Below are 17934 nucleotides of genomic sequence, written 5' to 3' on the forward strand. Positions count from 1 at the left end.
GAGATTCGAATAAATAAAGAAAGAAAATAGAAATTTCGCTCGAAACTCAATATCGAGTGACCTCTATAGCATCGCGAAAAGGTGCTTGTCGATGACTATCACCATCTAGATGTGCTTGTTGTTATATGATCTCATTCGGCACTGATATGGAGGGCAGAGCCCCGATTCGTTAGACTCGGTCTGTGGCAGCGATCGACAAAGACATTCTCCGACTGGCACTTCCGGCCCTCGGAGCGCTGATCGCCGAACCCATCTTCCTGCTCTCTGACACGGCCATGGTCGGCCACCTCGGCGCCGGTGCTCTGGGATCGTTGGCGATCGCGTCGACGATCCTGCAGACCGTCCTCGGACTGATGATCTTCCTCGCCTACGCCACGACTCCTCGGGTCGCCAGGCGAATGGGTGCTGGGGATCGCCCCGGTGCCATCAATGCGGGCTTCGACGGTATCTGGCTCGCTCTGTGCACCTCGGTGGTGCTCTTGGTCATCGGATTGCCCCTGCTCAAGCCACTGATCGCCGCGTTCGAGCCCGGCTCCGAGATCGCCGAGGGCGCACACTCCTACCTCGCCATCTCCTGGTGGGGACTGCCCTTCATGCTCGTCGTCATCGCCGCCACCGGGCTGCTGCGCGGGCTCCAGGACACGCGCACACCACTCATGGTGGCGGCGGGCGGATGCATCGCAAACATCGGGTTGAACGCGCTCTTCATCTACGGCCTCGACATGGGCGTCGCGGGCTCCGCGCTGGGCACCGTGATCGCCCAAGCCGGCATGTGCTCCGTCTACGTGGTGATTTCGATCAGAGGCGCACGACGATTCCACGCCACGCTCCGGCCCGACTGGTCCGGGGTGCTGTCCTCGGCGAAGACCTCCGGGTGGCTGTTGGTGCGCAATGCGTCCCTGCGCGCAGCACTGATCATCCTCATCTTCCTTGCCACGGCCATGGGAACGACCGAGCTCGCCGCAATCCAAGTCGCCCAGAGCCTCTTCTTCGCCCTCGCGCTCGCCCTCGACTCACTGGCCATCGCCGGCCAGGCCCTGATCGGACTGCAGCTGGGCGCACGGAAGGTCGACGCGGTGGCCGCGATCAATCGCAGGCTGTGTCTGTGGGGCGTCGTCTTCGGCATCGTCGTCGGACTCATCCTCTTCGCAGGTGCCGGAATCATTCCCAGCGGCTTCTCTTCGGACCCGGCTGTCGTCGCACTGATGACGAGCCTGCTTCCCGTGCTCGCCCTGAGCATGCCCATCGCCGGCTATGTCTTCGTCCTCGATGGTGTCCTCATGGGAGCCGAGGACGCCAGATATCTCGCTCTGGCACAATTGGTTGCAGTGGCCGGATATGCGATTCTGCTGATTCCGATCGTCCTCTACTGGCCCGGTGCTCTGGGACTGTGGGCTGCGTTCTGCATTGGCTTCGTCGGCCTCCGTGCGCTGACTTTGGGATGGCGCGTGCGCAACCGCAGGTGGATCGCTCGGGCGGTCGAGAAAGGAACCTCATGAACGAACGTCAGAATCAGGAGCCCGCCGAGGTGGGCCGCCGGTCCGCACTCAAATCGAGGATCCGTCCGTTGAGCGCGCAGACCCCGGACGAGGTGTTTCTGCCCTTCCTCGACCTGTGCTTCAACTGGTCGATGGACAAACCGCGGATTGAGGTCGACGAGCTCCGCGAGCGTGACGATGCAGCCTTCTACTTCAAGGACTGGGGACGCGACGGTGACATCGCGGTCGCGGCCTATGCGAAGGCCCCGAACGGAAGAGAATCCTCCGAAGACTCCGCTGCCGGGGAATCCGCCCCAGAGATCGTCGGTCTCGCGTGGCTGCGGCTGGCCGCATTCGATGCCGTGATCGAGAAATCGAACGAGGCCACCAGCACCACCGCCGGCACCACCGGCACCACCGCCGAGGTGGGGTCGCGGTTCACCGGATACGGCTGGGTGGCCGCGGACATTCCCGAACTGTCGATGGCGGTCCTGCCCGAGCACCAGTCCCAGGGCATCGGCGGCATGCTCCTCGAAGTCGTGTGCACATTGGCGAAGATGAGCGGATTCCCTGCCGTCAGCCTGTCGGCCGAAGACGGAAACGGCGCGGCTCGCCTCTACCACGACCACGGATTCGTCACTGTTGGACGCAATGGGGATGCAGACATCCTCGTACGTCAGCTCAAGTAACCGAGCCAGGGCCGGACAACCTCGGCGAGGCTACAGCCGGACAACCTCGGCGAGGCCGAAGTGTCGAGGAGGACGTCCTACAGGGGTGCGTCTCGGACCGTGAACATCTTCATTAGGGTGAATGCACTTCATTATTCTTAAGCCGGAGCATGACGAGACGCAGATGTCCGTGATAGAGCTGAACCACGGGCATTTAGCACGTCGCCCGCACGATTTTCAATGATGAAATGATGAGGAGAACGCCAATGGTCACAGTCTTCAAGAACGCCAAGGTCTTCGACGGAACCAGGTTCCTCGCCGGGCTGCGAGATGTCGTCGTCGACGGGGGAGTGATCTCTGCGATCACCGAGGGCGGTCAGGGCTCACATGATGCCGGTGACAGCTATGTCGATTGCGCCGGCCAGACGATCATCCCCGGCGTCATCGACGCCCACGTGCATCTGATGAGCACAGGCGCCAACAACTCTTCGTCGTTCCATGATCCGTTCTCGCTGCAGTTCTACAACTCCGTTCAGAATATGGAGAAGACGCTCAAGGGTGGGGTGACGACCGTGCGCGATGCCGGTGGCACCGACCTCGGCGCGAAGGTTGCTATCGAGTCGGGCGTCGTCCGTGGGCCTCGCCTGTCGATCGCGATCAACATCATGTCCCAGACGGGTGGGCATGGCGACTTCCACTTGGTCTCCGGCGCCGATTCTCCGTTCCTCGCCCCACACCCGGGCCGGCCCTCAGGCGTGGCCGATGGGCTCGAAGGCGTGCAGCGCAAGACTCGCGAGCTCCTACGGGCCGGCGCCGATCACATCAAGATCTGTTCGACCGGTGGTGTGCTCTCACCGCGAGATGATCCTCGACACTCCCAGTTCACCGAGGCGGAGATCGCCGTCATCGTCGCCGAGGCGGCCGCCCAAGGTGCGCACGTCATGTCCCATGCCCAGGGCGCACCAGGAATCAAGAACGCCGTCCGCGCAGGAGTGCGCTCCATCGAACACGGCATCTACCTCGACGACGAAGCCATCGACCTGATGCTCGAGGCCGGCACCTTCCTGGTCCCGACCCTGCAGGCTCCGCAGGCAGTGATCAAGGCTGCCGAGGCTGGTTCGGCCCTGCCCCAGTCCGTGGTCGACAAGGCCCACTCGGTCATCGAGGCTCACTATGAGTCGATCGCGAAGGCCCATGAGGCGGGGGTCAAGATCGTGATGGGCACCGATGCTGGTGTCGGCCCGCATGGTGAGAACCTGGAAGAGATCAGTCTCCTCGCGGGAGTCGGCCTCTCCACGACTGAAGCACTCGCAGCCGGAACGTCCGTCGCAGCAGAACTCCTGGGCCACGACAACGTCGGCCGGATCGAAGTGGGGGCGCTCGCCGACCTCGTGGTCATCGACGGAGACCTCAGCACCCAGGACGTTAAGGGGATCGAGTCCCGAGTGAGCTCGGTGCACCTGGGCGGCGAGCTCGTCTGAGGCGAGACTTCCGGCGGCTGTGTACCGGGAGGCGAGAGGACGCCAGGTGAGGGCAGACTAACCTCACCTGGCGTACAATCGTGGCGTGAGCAATCGAAACCATCCGTGCAGCGCCAAAGGCCGGGACGACGAGTCACGATGAACCCTCTGAATTGGTCATTTCCCATCGTCGTCACCTGGCTCATCCTGTTCGGCATCATCCTGGCCCGCGCAGGCGGAACGTTCCTGCTGGGACGATTGGCGCGCAGAGGCATCCGAAAGATCGAACGCATCGATAGGATCATGTCCGGCCCGAAATACCGGAAAGCTGAGGCCGCGATCGAGCGTTATGGCGCACCGGTGATCGCCCTGAGCTTCCTCATGATCGGGGTGCAGACCGTGCTCAATCTGGCTGCCGGAACCAGCGGCATGAGCTACCGTCGCTATCTGCCCGCGCTCGTCGTCGGCGGTTCGCTGTGGGCACTGATCTATTCGACGGTCGGACTCATCGGCTTCAAGGCCTTGGCCACCGCCTACCAGGCTGAGCCTGGACTGACGGTCGGATTGGGTGCCTGCTTCGTGCTGGCCATTGCCGGCCTGCTCATCGGGCTGAAGAAGAAGGACGCGCAGACCGAGCCCGCCGCCGATAGCCCGGCGTGACCAGGCCACCCCGGCACAGCCTCGGCGGATTCAGTCGCGCGGATGTACGGTGAGCTCCTCCGTCATGTCCTCCAGCTCGATTCCCTTCGTCTCGGGCACCTTCCACCAGACGAAGAAGAACGAGAGCATCGCGAAGAACGCGTAGAAGCCGTAAGCGAAGGTCAGGCTGATATCGGCGAAGATCGGGAATGTCGTAGAGATCGCGAAGTTCGCGATCCACTGGGCTGCGGCAGCCACAGCCAGGGCACCGGCACGGATCCGGTTGGGGAACATCTCGCCCAGCAGCACCCACACCAGAGGGCCCCAGGTGGCACCGAATCCGACAACGAAGACATTCGCTGAGATCAGCGCGATGATCGACCACGGAGCACCCAACTGAGCACTGGTGGTGCCATCGGCCGCGGTGGCGAGTTCGGCGAACGAGAACGACACCGCCATCATGGCCAAAGAGATTCCCATCAGGAACGAACCGACCAGCAGCATTTTGCGACGCCCGACCTTGTCGACGAGAAGAATCGCCACGATCGTCACGACGATGTTCGTCACCGAGGTGATGACGGAGGTCAAAAGGGCACTGGACTCATCGAATCCGACCGACTTCCACAGCGTCGTCGAGTAGTAGAAGATGACGTTGATGCCGACGAATTGCTGGAAGACGGACAACAGGATTCCGATCCAGACGATCGGCTTGAGGCCGAACCGTTTGCCGATGAGGTCTTTGAAGGACTCTTTGTCTTCGCGTCGGATCGAGTCGCGGATCCGTTCGATAAGAGAATCGGTGTCGGTGACTCCGGTGAAGACACGCAGAACTCGTGCGGCCTCATCTTCTTTGCCACGGGCAACCAGGAACCGTGGGGACTCCGGAAGGCCGAGAGCCATGAGCCCGTAGACCAGAGCCGGCAGCGCCTCGACCATGAACATCCAGCGCCAGGTCTCGATTCCGAACCACAGAGGATCGGCGGCTCCGCCGGACAGCGAGGCCAAAAGCGCATTCGACAGGAGGGCCGCGAAGATACCGGTCACGATCGCCAGCTGCTGCAGCGAACCGAGGCGACCGCGCACCCGGGCGGGGGACACCTCGGCGATATAGGCAGGAGCGATGACGGATGCGGCACCCACGCCGAGCCCGCCGACCATACGCCAGATGATGAGATCCGTGACCCCGAAGGCCAGTCCCGAGCCGATGGCGGAGGCGAAGAACAGGGCCGCGGCGACGACCATGACCGGGAGTCTGCCGTAGCGATTGGCCAGAGAGCCCGCGAACCACGCACCAAGTGCGCAGGCCAACAGCGCCGAGGAGACCGCGAACCCCTTCAGCCCGGCACTGAGGGCGAACTCCTCGGCCAGGGCGTCGACGGCGCCGTTGATGACAGCCGTGTCGAAGCCGAAGAGGAACCCGCCCAGCGCAGCGGCCAGCGAGATTCCGACGATCCGGGAGTTCACCCGTTCTCGACCGTGCAGTCTGACTTCTGCGGACGATTCGTTCTGAGACAAGCGGGTCTCCTCCTGAGGATGACATTCGGCGCACGGGGCGAATGTGATGTCGATGAGCTGCACCCCCACGCTATGCCACCGACAAGCTGTTGAGCACGCGACTGTCCGAGACGTGGGTCACTGCGGGGATTGGATCCGATTGTCAGTAGAGTGGTGCCACGTCAACGTCGACGAGCTCGGTGGAACTCGTCATCACCAATATGAGAAAGGGACCGCCGGATGGCTGTTGCCTGGTGGAGTATTCTCCCGTTCGTTCTGCTGTTGGGTTGCATCGCGGTCCTGCCGCTCATCCCGGCCACTGAGAAGATCTGGGACCGCAACCTCGTCAAGCTCATTGTGGCGTTGGTCCTCGGTGTTCCCATCGCCGTGTGGTTCGTCATCGGCGGAGCCGGTTTCACCGTCTCCGAAGCCTTGGTGGAGTACTTCCAATTCATCGTCTTGGTCGGCAGCCTGTTCGTGGCCTCGGGAGGAATCTTCCTCGTCGGCGACATCAAGGCCACGCCGAAGAACAATACGATCTTCTTGGCGATCGGCGGAGTGCTGGCATCGTTCATCGGCACTACTGGTGCGGCCATGCTCCTCATCCGGCCGATCCTCAACACCAACCAGGACCGCAGACACCGGACCCACACTGTCGTCTACACGATCTTCATCGTGGCCAACTGCGGCGGACTCCTGACCCCGCTGGGGGACCCGCCCCTCTTCCTCGGGATGCTGCGCGGGGTTCCGTTCGAATGGACCTTCGGACTGTGGCCCTATTGGCTGTTCGTCAATGCGCTGCTCCTGATCAGCTTCTACGCCCTGGATCGCAAGATGTATGCGAAGGAGCCCGCCGAGGGGCTGGCGAAGGATGCGGAGTACGCCACCAAACTGGGGCTGCGCGGGGCGAGCGGACTCGCCTTCCTCGCCGTCATCATCATCGCCGTCGCGTTCATCCCCTCGATCGACATGCATGCGGTCGAATCCGGACATGCAAGCGTGTCCCAGTACGTTCCCTGGCGTGAGCTCGTCATGCTCGCAGCGGCCATCGCATCATTCCTCTTCGGAGACCGCGGTGCCCGCTTCAACCTCAACAAATTCACGTGGGCTCCGATTCTGGAAGTCGGAGCACTGTTCATCGGCATCTTCCTCACGATGATGCCCGCACTGGCCTATCTTGGCCAGATCGCACATCGGATCCCGCTCAATGAGATCTCCCTGTTCGTATTCACCGGTGGTCTGTCCTCGGTGCTCGACAATGCTCCGACCTATGTGACTTTCTTCGAAATGGCCTCTCAAGTGCCGGGAGAGCCACGGGTGGCCGGCGTCGCCGAGACTCTCCTGATCGCGGTGTCCCTGGGTGCAGTCATGGGCGGAGCTCTGACCTATATCGGCAACGGCCCGAACTTCATGGTGAAATCCGTCGCGGATTCGGCCAACGTGGAGATGCCGAGCTTCGGCGGCTATGTCGGGTGGTCGATGGTCCACCTGGCCCCGATCCTGGCTGCGATGGTGCTGCTGTTCATGACCGACGGTGTGTGGTGGAAGCTGCTCGGCGTTCTGGTGACCCTGCTCGTGCTCGGGCGGGCCAGTCTGAATGTGCGGGAAGGCAGACTTGAGTCGAAGAAGGGAGCGAGCTCGAACGACCGGGCCAGTGAGCCCGGCGAATGAGCCATCGGCCCAACTCCGGTGTACGCCCGCTTGCCGGCGTCGGACTCTACTTCGGCTGCAACGGCCTAGTGTTCGCGGCGCTGCTGCCGTGGTATCCGCTGCTGGTCGAGCGGCTGGGACTGAACTCCTGGGAGTTCGGGTTCGTCGTCGCATCGTTCGCGCTCGGTGCGATCGTCTCCTCTGTTGCACCAGCACACCTGATCTCACGGTTCGGGGCCAATACCGTCGTCATCGGCGGTACCGTCCTGTTGGGGCTGTCTGCTGCGGCCACCGCGTGGTCCGTCAACGGTCTGATGATGGCCGTGTGCCTCTTCTTCGTCGGCTTCTTCGATGCGATCGTGGATGTGGCCCAGAACGTCGTCGGCATCGGGGTGCAGGAGAGCCAGTCGCGCGTCATCCTCTCATCCATGCATGCGCTGTGGAGTCTGGGCGGACTCGTCAGTGGCGCGGCCGCCACGGTTGCCGCGGCAAATGGCATGGATATGAGGGCGTACCTGGGACTGATCATGGTGGTGTCCATCATCGTGATCATGGTCGCACGTCGGCTGGTCGGAGACGCCGACGCTCGCAGTCATCCAGAGAACTCCGGTGGAGCTGACGGCACCAGTGCTGATCACGGCGCCGAGGCAAGTGCTGACGCAAGTGAGACAGCAGGTGCCAAGCGACCCAGTTCGAAGCGTGCCATCCTGCTTATGGCCCTGCCGTTGGCCGTCGTGGCAATCTGTGGGACGGCGGTCGAAGATATCGCGAACAACTGGTCCGCGATCGCCGCGGTGGAATTCGGCGGTGTACCCGTAGCCACTGCCGGGATCGCATTCAGCGTGGTCATCGGCAGCCAATGCCTTGGTCGCTTCAGCGGCGACCTCCTCGTCCAGCGTTTCGGTTCCGGTCGGATAGCTCGCCTCGGGGGAGGTCTCATCGCGGTTGGTGGGATTGGTGTCGTCGCCGCCACCGAGCCGGTTCTGCTGTTGGCAGGTCTTGCCTTGATGGGATACGGCTCAGCGACGCTTGTCCCGGGCGCGCTCGGGGCAGCAGCTCACATTCCGGGTGTGGGGCGGGCCGGCGGCGTGACCCTGGTCAACTGGATCATGAGGGGCGGCTATCTGGGGACCAGCCCGTTGGTCGGAATCATCGCCAGCATCGGCAGTCTGCGCTGGGGGCTGTCACTGCTGATCGTCATCGGTGCAGTCACAATGATCTTCGCCGGCCGGCTCGGAACTGTGCCGAGGCGGTCGGACTGAGAGTCGCGTGTCGCGTTACAGGTCAGAACGTGTGCACGATGTCGTGAGACATACCCCTGAAAGTGTGCACGATGACGTGAGGCAGGACCGGGTCAGAAATGAGAATTGTGCCGCGACATCGAGTGAACGATGTCGCGACACATTCCCCCGCAAGCGGGAGGTACCCCCTCATGGTCGGGCTAGCGGGATTTGAACCCACGACCTCTTCACCCCCAGTGAAGCGCGCTACCAAGCTGCGCTATAGCCCGTTTCCGTGCTGCTTCGGAAAGCAACGAGGCCCAGCCTATAACGATCATCGGCGAAGTGCCAAAATTGCGTTTCGTGACCTTGAAAAAACGGGTATCATCCCAGGTAGTCACGTGAGAGACAGGCGCGAGCCTGTGCTGGTCCCGAGGATCGGTAACATTTCTGTTTCGTGATTGTTATGAAACCACCTCAGGCGGCTATGCTTGGAGGACCAACAAGCTAAGAGGAGTTGACATGGCAAACCTGGATTATCCAGTGTCCTTGCGATACTCGCGCGACCACGAATGGGTCGAGACCACGGAAAACAGTGCAGTTGTCCGTGTGGGTATCACCGATTTTGCCCAGGAACAGCTGGGTGACGTCGTGTATGTCGATCTTCCTGAAGTCGGAGATAAGACCACTGCTGGAGAGTCCTGCGGCGAGGTCGAGAGCACGAAGAGTGTGTCCGATCTCATCGCACCCGTGTCCGGTTCGATCACGGAAGTCAACGAAGGACTCGATGACGCTCCTGAGACCGTGAATACCTCCCCGTTCCAGGACGGATGGATGTATCTCGTCGAACTCAGTGATCCGGAGCAGGTCGAGGCCCTGCTGGACAGCGAGCAGTACCAAGAGCTCATTCAGAGCGAGGAGGCGTAATGTCGCAGAATAACGATCAAGGTCGTCCCAACCCCTCGCAGTCCTGGTATGACAACGGTCAGGTGCCGCAGTCGAAGAAGTTTCCCTTCGGTGCCGGCAACGGTGACGAAGGCACAGGGCCCGAGACACGCCATAACCAGCAGGTTGACCCTAACGGTCAGACCGGTGGCGGCAGTCAGGGTAACGGTCAGCAGTACTATGCGCCGCCGCAGTCACAGGGCGGTCCAGTTCCGCAGGAGACTCCGCCCTACGGTCAGCAGCCCGTGAACAACGGCCCCCAGGCACCCCAGTACGGCAATGCCCCGCAGCAGAACAGCGGTCAGCAGGGTCAGTATCCTCCGCAGGGCAATCAACCCCAGGGTGGCGGATATGCGCCGCAGGATCCCTACGGTGCGAACAATCAGCCGCAGTACGGCAGCCAGGGTCAGAACCCGTACAACGGGAATGGTCAGGGACAGCAGTACCGCAATGAAGAGCCAGCCTCCGGTGATTCCGGCAGCCAGCAGTTCCAAGGAATTCTGGATCCGCATACCGGAGAGATCCATCCCGTACCCGATCTCGAAGGTCTCCAGGACACGGATGCACTGCTCGTCGTCGTCTCGGGCCCAGACTCGGGTTCGCAGATTCTGCTCGACACCGATGTGGTGACCGTGGGTCGCAGCCCGAACGCTGACATCTTCCTTGACGATGTCACAGTGTCGCGCAAGCACGCTGAATTCATCCGGACTCCGAGTGGTTTCACGCTTCGTGACACGGGTTCGCTCAATGGGACCTATGTGGGCCGTCAGCTGATCGATTCCATTGAACTGCAGAACGGAGCCGATGTGCAGATCGGCAAGTTCCGGATGATTTTCCAGCAGCGTCCGCGCTCCTGACCGGGGGATAATGTCAAATATCGAAGTTGAGGTTGTTGGTGTTCGCATCGAGATGCCAGCCAACCAACCGATCCTTTTGCTCAAGGCAACCGAGCCAGCCCGTTATCTGCCCATCTGGGTGGGGGCGATCGAAGCGAATGCACTCTCGATTGCGCAACGGGGCCTGACCCCGCCGCGACCGATGGCACACGCGCTTCTGCTCGACACCCTCGAAGCATATGAAGCGTCATTGGCCGATGTCACGATCACCGGCCGTGACGGTCAGATCTTTCTGGCTGAACTTCATACGAACGACGGAAAGTCGATCTCGGCGCGACCCTCCGACGCGGTGACCCTGGCCCTCACGGCCCAGTGTCCCGTCTACGTCGACTCTGAACTTCTCGAAGAGTCCGGAATCGAAGCTCCCGAGGCAGACGAAGAGGAAGTGGCCCAGTTCCGGGACTTCCTCGACAACGTCTCGGCCGAGGACTTCGAAACCGGTACCGAAACATCATGAAAGAACGATTGTGAGCTTCCATATCGATCCGGTATTCGCCAACAGGAACAGCGCCCCAGCGGGCACAAACGATCTCAGCGGTCTTGACGACTGGCGTGAGATGGATCCGCAGCAGCAGCCGACCTATCTCGATGGACAGGCGCTCGGCGATGCACTGACCAATCTGAGCAACTCTCCGCCACTGATCTTCGCGGGTGAGGCAGACGTGCTCAAGCAGCGTATTGCGGCGGCTTCCCGTGGTGAGGCCTTCGTCCTCGCAGGGGGCGACTGCGCCGAGTCATTTGCCGGCGCTCAAGCCGACAAGATCCGAGCCAGAGTTCAGACCGTGCTGCAGATGGCAGCCGTGCTCACCTACGGCGGTTCGATGCCGGTCGTCAAGATCGGTCGCATGGCAGGCCAGTTCGCCAAGCCCCGTTCCGCTGACATGGAGACGCGGGATGGTGTCACACTGCCTTCGTACCGAGGCGATATCGTCAACGGCTATGAATTCACCGAAGAGTCACGCCGTCACGATCCTGCACGACTTCTGCAGGGTTACCACGTCTCAGCTTCCACGCTCAATCTCATCCGTGCCTTCACCCAGGGTGGTTTCGCGGACCTGCGCCTCGTCCATGAGTGGAATCGCGGGTTCCTGACGTCCAACCCCGGTTACCAGCGCTACGAGCAGACTGCGCGCGAGATTGATCGTGCCATCCGCTTCATGGACGCTTGTGGAGCTGACTTCGATGGATTGAAGACCACAGAGTTCTATGCCGCTCACGAGGCTCTTCTGCTCGAATACGAACGTGCACTGACCCGGATCGACTCCCGCACCGGCCAAGCCTACGATGTGTCCGGACACTTCCTATGGATCGGCGAACGTACCCGCGACATCGACGGAGCCCACGTGGACTTCTTGTCGAAGGTGCGTAACCCGATCGGCGTCAAGCTCGGTCCGACAGCCACTGCCGATGAGGCTCTGGCGCTGGCAGAGAAGCTCGACCCGGATGCTGAGCCTGGTCGTCTGACCTTCGTGACTCGCATGGGAGCAGGCAAGATCACCGAGGCGCTGCCGAAGCTGCTCGCAGGAGTCGGCGACCGTCTGCCGCACGTGACCTGGGTCTGCGATCCGATGCACGGCAACACCATTACCTCGAACACCGGATACAAGACCCGCCGGTTCGAAGATGTCATGGCCGAGGTGGAGGGCTTCTTCACCGCGCATCAGAACGCCGGAACTATTCCTGGCGGACTGCACATCGAGCTCACTGGTGACGACGTCACCGAGATCATGGGCGGAGCGACCGAGATCGACGATGAGGGTCTGCGCCGTCGCTACGAGACGCTCGTCGATCCTCGACTCAACCACGACCAGTCGCTGGAGATGGCCTTCCAGGTCGCGGAGTACCTCACCCGTCGCAACTGACGGGACAGCGAGTTCGCGACAGAGTGGGTCGGTGACAGCGAGTCGGCAGACGTCGACCCATCTGCGCAGACAGCAACGAAATCGGTGGCCGTGCGATCACATCGCATGGCCACCGATTTCATTCACTCGCACGAAGAACCCCGCACCAAGTCAGTCAGCTGAGTGACCGGGTCACTTGTCCTGCTTCTTGTCCGTGTCCTTCTTGCTGTCTTTTTTGCTGTCCTTGCCGTCGTCCTTCTTCTTCTCATCCTTCTTGTCGTCCTTGGACTCTTCCTTCTTCTCTTTGCCCTTTGAGACACGGACGATGATGAGGGAGTCAACGGGCTTCGCCTCGGAGCTCTTGGGCCACTGTGAGACGATCTTGCCCTTGGGCACGTCGTCGGAGAAGACTTCGTCCCTGCCGACACGGAATCCGCGTTTGGCCAGAGTGGCATAGGCGGCGTCGAAGGTCAGGCCCTCGACATTGGGCACGGGGGTCGGCTTGACGCCCTTGGACACGACCAGATCAACTTTGGTGCCCTTGGACAGGTCCTCGCCGGATTTCTTCGAGGCGGAGATGACGTCGTCTTTGTCGACCGAGTCGCTGTACTTCTCATCGACCTTGCCCACCTCGAGGTCTGCCTTCTTCAGCGCGGCCTTCGCGTCGTCGGTACTGAGGCCCTTGAGTTTGGGAACCGCGAACATCTCTTCGCCCTTGGACACTACGACCGTGACGGTTGATTCCGGTGGAAGTTCAGATCCGCCGACTGGGTCGGTGCCTATGACGACTCCGGCCGGGACGCTGTCGTCGAAGACTTCCTTTGGCTGCGCATCGAGACCGGTGTCCTCAATCTGCGAGGTCACCTTGTCCAGGTCTTTGCCCGCTAACTGAGCAGGGACGATCGAGGTGGGCGCGGGCATGTTCGCAATGACCAGCCAGGCCACAAGAGCAAGGACGAGTATCGCGGCACCGATGGTCGTCGCCAACCGTCTTCTGCGCCGACGGGTCACCGCTGCACTCGCCGAGGTTGTTCCTGCAGCGGCCGCGATCGCGTGCTCCTCGTCGGAGTCGTCTTCACCGTGTTCGGGTTCGTCGTCAGCAGCGTCAGCCTTAGCCGCGGCAGCCGCACCAGCTGCACCAGCTGCACCAGCTGCACCGACGGCAGCCGCACCAGTTGCACCGACGCCTGCCGCACCAGCGGCTGCGACAGCGGCAGCTGAGTCAGAGTCCTGGTCGCCGTCAGAGCCGTCCGCTTCGGCGCCCTGGCTTGCTCCGTCCTCGTCGGTCTCGAGATAGGGGATCTCGTCTGTGCGTGATCGTTTCTCCTTCGGAGCTTCAGCTCCGAGATCGATGCTTGCCGTCAGTGCGGGGGAGTGCTCACCCGGTACGACATTGGGATCGCCGAGGTCGAGTTCGCTTTCGCTCATCTCGGATCGCGCCTCAGCGAGGGCAAGGCGGAATTCTGCGGCATCGTCGGGACGGTCATTAGGGTCCTTGGACGTTGCCCACAGCACCAGCGCATCGAGGCGCGGACTCAGGCCCTCGACCTGGTCCGATGGGGGTGGCACTGAATCGTGGACGTGGCGGTAGGCCACCTGGATGGGGACCTCATCCGTATAGGGCTGCATCCCGGTGAGCATCTCGTAGAACATGATGCCGACCGTGTAGAGGTCGGTGCGGATATCCGCACCTGCCCGTGTGACGAGTTCGGGCGCCACATACCCGACGGTGCCGATCAGAGTCTTGGTCGTGGTCGCGGTGGTGACAGCGCGTGCCAACCCGAAGTCGGCGAGTTTGACCTGACCGTCGGTGCCGAGGAGGACATTGTCGGGTTTGAGGTCTCGATGGATGATTCCGGTGGAATGGACCGCCTCGAGTGCTGCGAGGATCGCGTCGAGGACGACTATCGCCTGCCGGGGAGTGAAGGTGCCTCGGTGTTTGAGTTCGCGGCGCAGGGTCACAGATGGCAGGTACTCCATCACGAGATAAACTGTGTCGCCGTCGCGAGCCTGATCATGGATGGCGACGAGGTTCGGGTGGGTCAGTCGCCCGGCATTGATGGCCTCGCGTCGGAACCGCTCGACGAAGGTCTCGTCGCTGATGAGGTGGTCATGCATGACTTTGATCGCGATCTCACGGTCCAGACGCAGATCTGTGCCGCGGTAGACCATGGCCATTCCACCGCGCGCGATCTTCGCATCGATACGATAGCGGTCGTTGAGAACGGTGCCGATGAGTGGATCCGGGCGGGAACTCATAGCGCCTCCTGCATTCGCTGTCGCTGCATTTGAACGGCGCGGACGAAGGCCTTCGTCTCGGGCAGCAATCCATCGGATCTCACGGAACGCAAGTCCTGGTAGTAGCCGGCAAGTGCCTCGTTCTCCGATTCGGCGGTTTCGACCAGCCATCCCAGTATGACGGTTCCCGCCACGATGTTGTCGGCGAGGTCTAGGAGGTCGAGGCTGCGGCCGACGATGTCGCTCGCCCACCTGCCCGAGCGAGGGGTGACCTGCATGATGCCGATGGCGTTTCCGGCCGAGACTGTGGTGTGCTGAAAACCTGATTCCTGTGCGGCGACTGCCTGCATGAGTGCCGGATCGGCGCCGAGCTCTTCTGCGATCGAGGCAACGATGAGCCGTGCCTGTGCCGGTGCCGGGTGAGTTCTCTGGAGCAGAGTGAACTTATTGAGGCGGGCGGCGGCAAGCACATTGGGGCGGATGCCCTCGACCTGTGCGCTCGTGGCGACGCGTGGAATGTCGGTCGGAGGTTTGGGAGGCGTGCGATGCCGTCGAGCCGTAGAGTCCCGGAGCAGCAGCAGTTCACCGACCTTGAGGAACGAGTCGTCGTCCATCGAGTTTGCACGACGCAGCGTTCCCGGCGAGATCTGATGTCTGGCTGCGATTCCGGGCAGCGTCTCGCCGGGCGCAACGACATGTGAAGGGTCTGTATCGGGCAGGTCGTTCTTCTCCGGCAGGGACAGCACCTGTCCCTGATGGAGGTTCTGACGCGGCGAAATACGATTGAGCTCAGCCAAAGCAGGCACGGAGACGCCGTGTTTGCTGGCAACACCGTAGAGAGTGTCGCCTTCCCTGGTTTTATAGGTGCGACCGCCGTGCGTGACCGGAACGGTCTCGCCGTTGGTTCCAGACGTCCATTGCGGCCCCGGCGCAGTCGTCGAAGACGAAGTGGGGGAGGGGGCCGCCTCGGCGGGGGTATCGTCGGTGTCGTCATGATCCGTGGGGATGGGGTCGGTGAAACCGGGAATGGGTCCAGTGGAATTCACCTTTGAAGCAGCACGGATGTCAGGAGCGGCGGTAACGGGCACCTGGGGATTCCGTCGCATTCGTGTCATCTGTCACCTGTTGACTTCATATCGGATGGGGAAGTTTCACACTCCAGAGTATCGAGTGCCCGGCCTGCACCCGAGCATTCGGCTCCGCATGGCGGGGTGTTTCGCAAATATTGCTAGGCTTGGGGATGTGAATACGGAAGAACTCGTCCAGGATTGGGCCACATTGCCAGATATCGCCGAGTCGACGGGCCTTGGCATCATGCAGGTGCGCAGGCTGTTGGAAGACGGTGCGATCTGCGGCTATAAGCACGGCAGTCCCAAAGTGATGCAGGTGCCGTCAGCCTTCTTCGTCGACGGTTCGGTGCTCACCCCTCTGAAAGGCACAATCAGCACCTTGCGGGATGCGGGTTTCGACGATCAAGAAGCCATCGACTGGCTCTTCACCCCAGATGACTCTCTGCCCGGTCGTCCCATCGATCTGCTGCGAGCCGGCAACCGCAAAGAGGTCAGGCGCCGGGCACAAGCCCTGGCATTCTGAGCCTTCGGTCCTCTGAACATTCAGCCCTCTACACCTTCAACTGAGGTTCTCAGCTCGTCCGATAGCTGAGAGCCTCAGCAAACCCCGCGAGCTGCTTCTGGGCCGTGGGGCCGATCTTTGTCCGGGTTGAGTCAGCGTCATTACTGACCGTCGCCCAGTCCCGGGCAACAGACAGAGCTTCGTCATATTTGGTTTGGATGAAGGATTCGACTGCGTCGAGGCCCCCCGACTCGATGAGCATCGACACACATTCCCCAACCTCGGCGTCGGTGAGCTTGGGATCGCCGAGGCGCGCGGCCATGATCTGAATCTGCTCCGGACTGAGATTCTTCATGCTTTCGGCAATGAGGACTGTGCGCTTGCCCTCACGGATGTCATCGCCAGCCGGTTTCCCCGTGGCAGCCGGGTCTCCGAAGATGCCGAGCACATCGTCGCGGAGTTGGAACGCTTGGCCCAGCGGGAGCCCGAACCTGGAGATTTCGGCCATTTGCTTCTCGTCTGCGCCACCCAGTGCCGCGCCGAGGAGGAGCGGCTGTTCGACGGAATACTTCGCGGACTTGAAGCTGAGGACCTCCCACGCCCTTTCGCCGATGCGTTCGTCGTCCAACGGGACCACCTCGGCAAGGACATCGAGATACTGCCCGACCATGACATCCCGCCGGAGTGTGGCCCGCAGATCCCGTGCCGAAGGCGTGATGCCCAGAACCGTCTGGGACTTCTCGAAGAGCTCTTCGCTGAGTGCGAGGCAGATGTCACCGATGACGATGGCGGCCGCGACCCCGAAAGACTCGGCTCCGCCCTGGTAACGGCGTTCGGAGTGACTGGACTCGAATTGGCGATGCAGGGCCGGTTTGCCGCGGCGTGTATCGGAATGATCGATGACGTCGTCATGGATGAGGGCGGCCGCGTGGAGAAGTTCGAGGGACCCTGCGGCTTCGGCGACACCGTCAGCCCAGTTCCCTCGAGAATGATCGTTCCCGGTCGCCAATTGGAAACCCCACCACAGCAGGACCGGACGGATCATCTTCCCACCCCGAGTGAAGTCGAGGAGGGCCTGACCGATGTCCTGAGCATCCGGGGAGATCGAGAGGAACTCGGCCGCTTTCGATTCGAGGAAGGCTTCGATCCCGGTCGAGACATCGGCCGCAATCGACTCCGGTGAATCAAGAGCATCGACACAGCCATTACGGGGCGACGTCCCGGCGGTCTCTGCAGCTTGAGTGCCAACCGAGGACGGAGTATCGGCACTCATCATGGAACGATGTTCCCGCCGACTGTCACGATTGACTTCGCCTTCGCAGAAGGATCCTTAGCGATTGTGACGACGAGCAGACCCTCATTGTCCTTGTGCCGGAAGTTCACGACCTGGGCACTCTTCGTCTTGACCTCTTTGCCATAGGTTTCGAATCCGGCCTTCTCCAATGACTTGGAGTAGAACTTGAAGATGTCCTTCGGCTCGGCCTTGGCGCTCATGACCAGACTGACTTGTTCAAGCTTGCCTGAATCGGCTCCGTTCTCGGCCTTCGCGCGGGAGCTCGACAGCACAGTCGAGTCCGGGTAGGGCTTGAGAAATTTCGGAAGGTCTTTGGCGTCGGTGGAGGTATCCCCGGAGTCCTTGCTCGGCTGTTCGCTGTTCGCGGCCTCCGAACCTTCATTCGGTGAACCTACGGCCGACGACTGCGTCTCCTCCGGGGTGGGTGTTCCTTCAGCAGCCTCGTTGGCCGGTCCCGAGCATCCTCCGAGGAAGAGGGCGGCGGCGAGGGGCAATGTCATGACAGTGGCGCGCGATACCATGACTACAGACTACCCGGA

The 17934-nt window shown here is 61.8% G+C and carries 16 protein-coding genes and 1 tRNA gene; 11 read left to right on the plus strand and 6 right to left on the minus strand.

The window, feature by feature from the left end; all coding sequences use genetic code 11:
* Window positions 1–182: 182 nt before the first annotated feature.
* From INT29_RS00190 to INT29_RS00205, 4 genes are all read left to right on the plus strand, one after another.
* The gene (locus INT29_RS00190) at window positions 183–1499 is read left to right on the plus strand and encodes an MATE family efflux transporter (protein WP_193070396.1); all 1317 of its coding nucleotides are present in this window, start codon (window positions 183–185) and stop codon (window positions 1497–1499) included.
* Window positions 1496–2167: a GNAT family N-acetyltransferase gene (locus tag INT29_RS00195; protein WP_193070397.1), complete on the plus strand. Its 672-nt coding sequence runs from the start codon at window positions 1496–1498 to the stop codon at window positions 2165–2167. The genes INT29_RS00190 and INT29_RS00195 overlap by 4 nt, the downstream gene beginning before the upstream one ends.
* A gap of 245 nt (window positions 2168–2412) precedes the next feature.
* Window positions 2413–3627, plus strand: a complete 1215-nt coding sequence (locus INT29_RS00200; RefSeq protein ID WP_193070398.1) for a metal-dependent hydrolase family protein — start codon at window positions 2413–2415, stop codon at window positions 3625–3627.
* A 138-nt stretch (window positions 3628–3765) separates the two neighbouring features.
* A complete protein-coding gene (locus INT29_RS00205) occupies window positions 3766–4266 on the plus strand; it encodes a DedA family protein (protein WP_193070399.1) in 501 nt (166 codons plus the stop codon).
* Window positions 4267–4296: 30 nt separating this feature from the next.
* Here the strand turns inward: INT29_RS00205 and INT29_RS00210 are convergent, their stop codons facing one another.
* Window positions 4297–5727, minus strand: coding sequence for a sugar porter family MFS transporter (locus INT29_RS00210; protein WP_193070581.1), 1431 nt, complete (start codon window positions 5725–5727; stop codon window positions 4297–4299).
* A 252-nt stretch (window positions 5728–5979) separates the two neighbouring features.
* On the opposite strand from INT29_RS00210, the gene INT29_RS00215 reads away from it, so the two are divergent.
* Window positions 5980–7410: a sodium:proton antiporter gene (locus INT29_RS00215; protein WP_101574790.1), complete on the plus strand. Its 1431-nt coding sequence runs from the start codon at window positions 5980–5982 to the stop codon at window positions 7408–7410.
* Window positions 7407–8651, plus strand: coding sequence for an MFS transporter (locus INT29_RS00220; RefSeq protein ID WP_193070400.1), 1245 nt, complete (start codon window positions 7407–7409; stop codon window positions 8649–8651). The genes INT29_RS00215 and INT29_RS00220 overlap by 4 nt, the downstream gene beginning before the upstream one ends.
* A gap of 171 nt (window positions 8652–8822) precedes the next feature.
* On the opposite strand, the gene INT29_RS00225 is transcribed toward INT29_RS00220, so the two are convergent.
* Window positions 8823–8899 (minus strand) — tRNA-Pro (locus INT29_RS00225).
* Window positions 8900–9131: 232 nt separating this feature from the next.
* Between INT29_RS00225 and gcvH the strand changes: the two genes are divergently transcribed.
* The 4 genes from gcvH to INT29_RS00245 are packed head-to-tail and all read left to right on the plus strand — an operon-like array spanning window position 9132 to window position 12312.
* Window positions 9132–9536, plus strand: coding sequence for a glycine cleavage system protein GcvH (gene gcvH / locus INT29_RS00230; protein WP_101570465.1), 405 nt, complete (start codon window positions 9132–9134; stop codon window positions 9534–9536).
* Window positions 9536–10411: an FHA domain-containing protein gene (locus INT29_RS20715; protein ID WP_180958922.1), complete on the plus strand. Its 876-nt coding sequence runs from the start codon at window positions 9536–9538 to the stop codon at window positions 10409–10411. The genes gcvH and INT29_RS20715 overlap by 1 nt, the downstream gene beginning before the upstream one ends.
* 10 nt (window positions 10412–10421) lie before the next feature.
* Complete coding sequence (locus INT29_RS00240; protein WP_101570464.1) at window positions 10422–10907, plus strand: bifunctional nuclease family protein; 486 nt, start codon at window positions 10422–10424, stop codon at window positions 10905–10907.
* Window positions 10908–10917: 10 nt separating this feature from the next.
* Window positions 10918–12312 (plus strand): class II 3-deoxy-7-phosphoheptulonate synthase, encoded by a 1395-nt coding sequence (locus INT29_RS00245; RefSeq protein WP_101570463.1) that lies wholly within the window; start codon window positions 10918–10920, stop codon window positions 12310–12312.
* Window positions 12313–12483: 171 nt separating this feature from the next.
* On the opposite strand, the gene INT29_RS00250 is transcribed toward INT29_RS00245, so the two are convergent.
* Window positions 12484–14550 (minus strand): protein kinase domain-containing protein, encoded by a 2067-nt coding sequence (locus tag INT29_RS00250; protein ID WP_193070401.1) that lies wholly within the window; start codon window positions 14548–14550, stop codon window positions 12484–12486.
* Entirely contained in the window at window positions 14547–15635 is a 1089-nt protein-coding gene (locus INT29_RS00255) for a LysM peptidoglycan-binding domain-containing protein (protein ID WP_101570461.1), read from the minus strand. Before INT29_RS00255 ends, INT29_RS00250 begins: the two co-directional genes overlap by 4 nt.
* Before the next feature lie 136 nt (window positions 15636–15771).
* Between INT29_RS00255 and INT29_RS00260 the strand changes: the two genes are divergently transcribed.
* Window positions 15772–16122, plus strand: a complete 351-nt coding sequence (locus INT29_RS00260) for an Rv2175c family DNA-binding protein (protein ID WP_101570460.1) — start codon at window positions 15772–15774, stop codon at window positions 16120–16122.
* Between the two features lie 49 nt (window positions 16123–16171).
* On the opposite strand, the gene INT29_RS00265 is transcribed toward INT29_RS00260, so the two are convergent.
* Window positions 16172–17377, minus strand: coding sequence for a polyprenyl synthetase family protein (locus INT29_RS00265; RefSeq protein WP_101570459.1), 1206 nt, complete (start codon window positions 17375–17377; stop codon window positions 16172–16174).
* Window positions 17374–17916, minus strand: a complete 543-nt coding sequence (locus INT29_RS00270) for a hypothetical protein (protein ID WP_226841491.1) — start codon at window positions 17914–17916, stop codon at window positions 17374–17376. The genes INT29_RS00265 and INT29_RS00270 overlap by 4 nt, the downstream gene beginning before the upstream one ends.
* Between the last annotated feature and the right edge of the window lie 18 nt (window positions 17917–17934).

Origin of the sequence: Brevibacterium sp. FME37 (genome assembly GCF_014897485.1) — a bacterium.
Taxonomy (GTDB): domain Bacteria; phylum Actinomycetota; class Actinomycetes; order Actinomycetales; family Brevibacteriaceae; genus Brevibacterium.

Coding starts and splice junctions, on each gene's coding strand:
- INT29_RS00215 (WP_101574790.1), top strand. CDS start 5,980: ATGGCTGTTGCCTGGTGGAGTATTCTCCCGTTCGTTCTGCTGTTGGGT.
- INT29_RS00205 (WP_193070399.1), top strand. CDS start 3,766: ATGAACCCTCTGAATTGGTCATTTCCCATCGTCGTCACCTGGCTCATC.
- INT29_RS00255 (WP_101570461.1), bottom strand. CDS start 15,635: ATGCGACGGAATCCCCAGGTGCCCGTTACCGCCGCTCCTGACATCCGT.
- INT29_RS00220 (WP_193070400.1), top strand. CDS start 7,407: ATGAGCCATCGGCCCAACTCCGGTGTACGCCCGCTTGCCGGCGTCGGA.
- INT29_RS00250 (WP_193070401.1), bottom strand. CDS start 14,550: ATGAGTTCCCGCCCGGATCCACTCATCGGCACCGTTCTCAACGACCGC.
- INT29_RS20715 (WP_180958922.1), top strand. CDS start 9,536: ATGTCGCAGAATAACGATCAAGGTCGTCCCAACCCCTCGCAGTCCTGG.
- INT29_RS00200 (WP_193070398.1), top strand. CDS start 2,413: ATGGTCACAGTCTTCAAGAACGCCAAGGTCTTCGACGGAACCAGGTTC.
- INT29_RS00240 (WP_101570464.1), top strand. CDS start 10,422: ATGTCAAATATCGAAGTTGAGGTTGTTGGTGTTCGCATCGAGATGCCA.
- INT29_RS00270 (WP_226841491.1), bottom strand. CDS start 17,916: ATGGTATCGCGCGCCACTGTCATGACATTGCCCCTCGCCGCCGCCCTC.
- INT29_RS00265 (WP_101570459.1), bottom strand. CDS start 17,377: ATGATGAGTGCCGATACTCCGTCCTCGGTTGGCACTCAAGCTGCAGAG.
- gcvH (WP_101570465.1), top strand. CDS start 9,132: ATGGCAAACCTGGATTATCCAGTGTCCTTGCGATACTCGCGCGACCAC.
- INT29_RS00195 (WP_193070397.1), top strand. CDS start 1,496: ATGAACGAACGTCAGAATCAGGAGCCCGCCGAGGTGGGCCGCCGGTCC.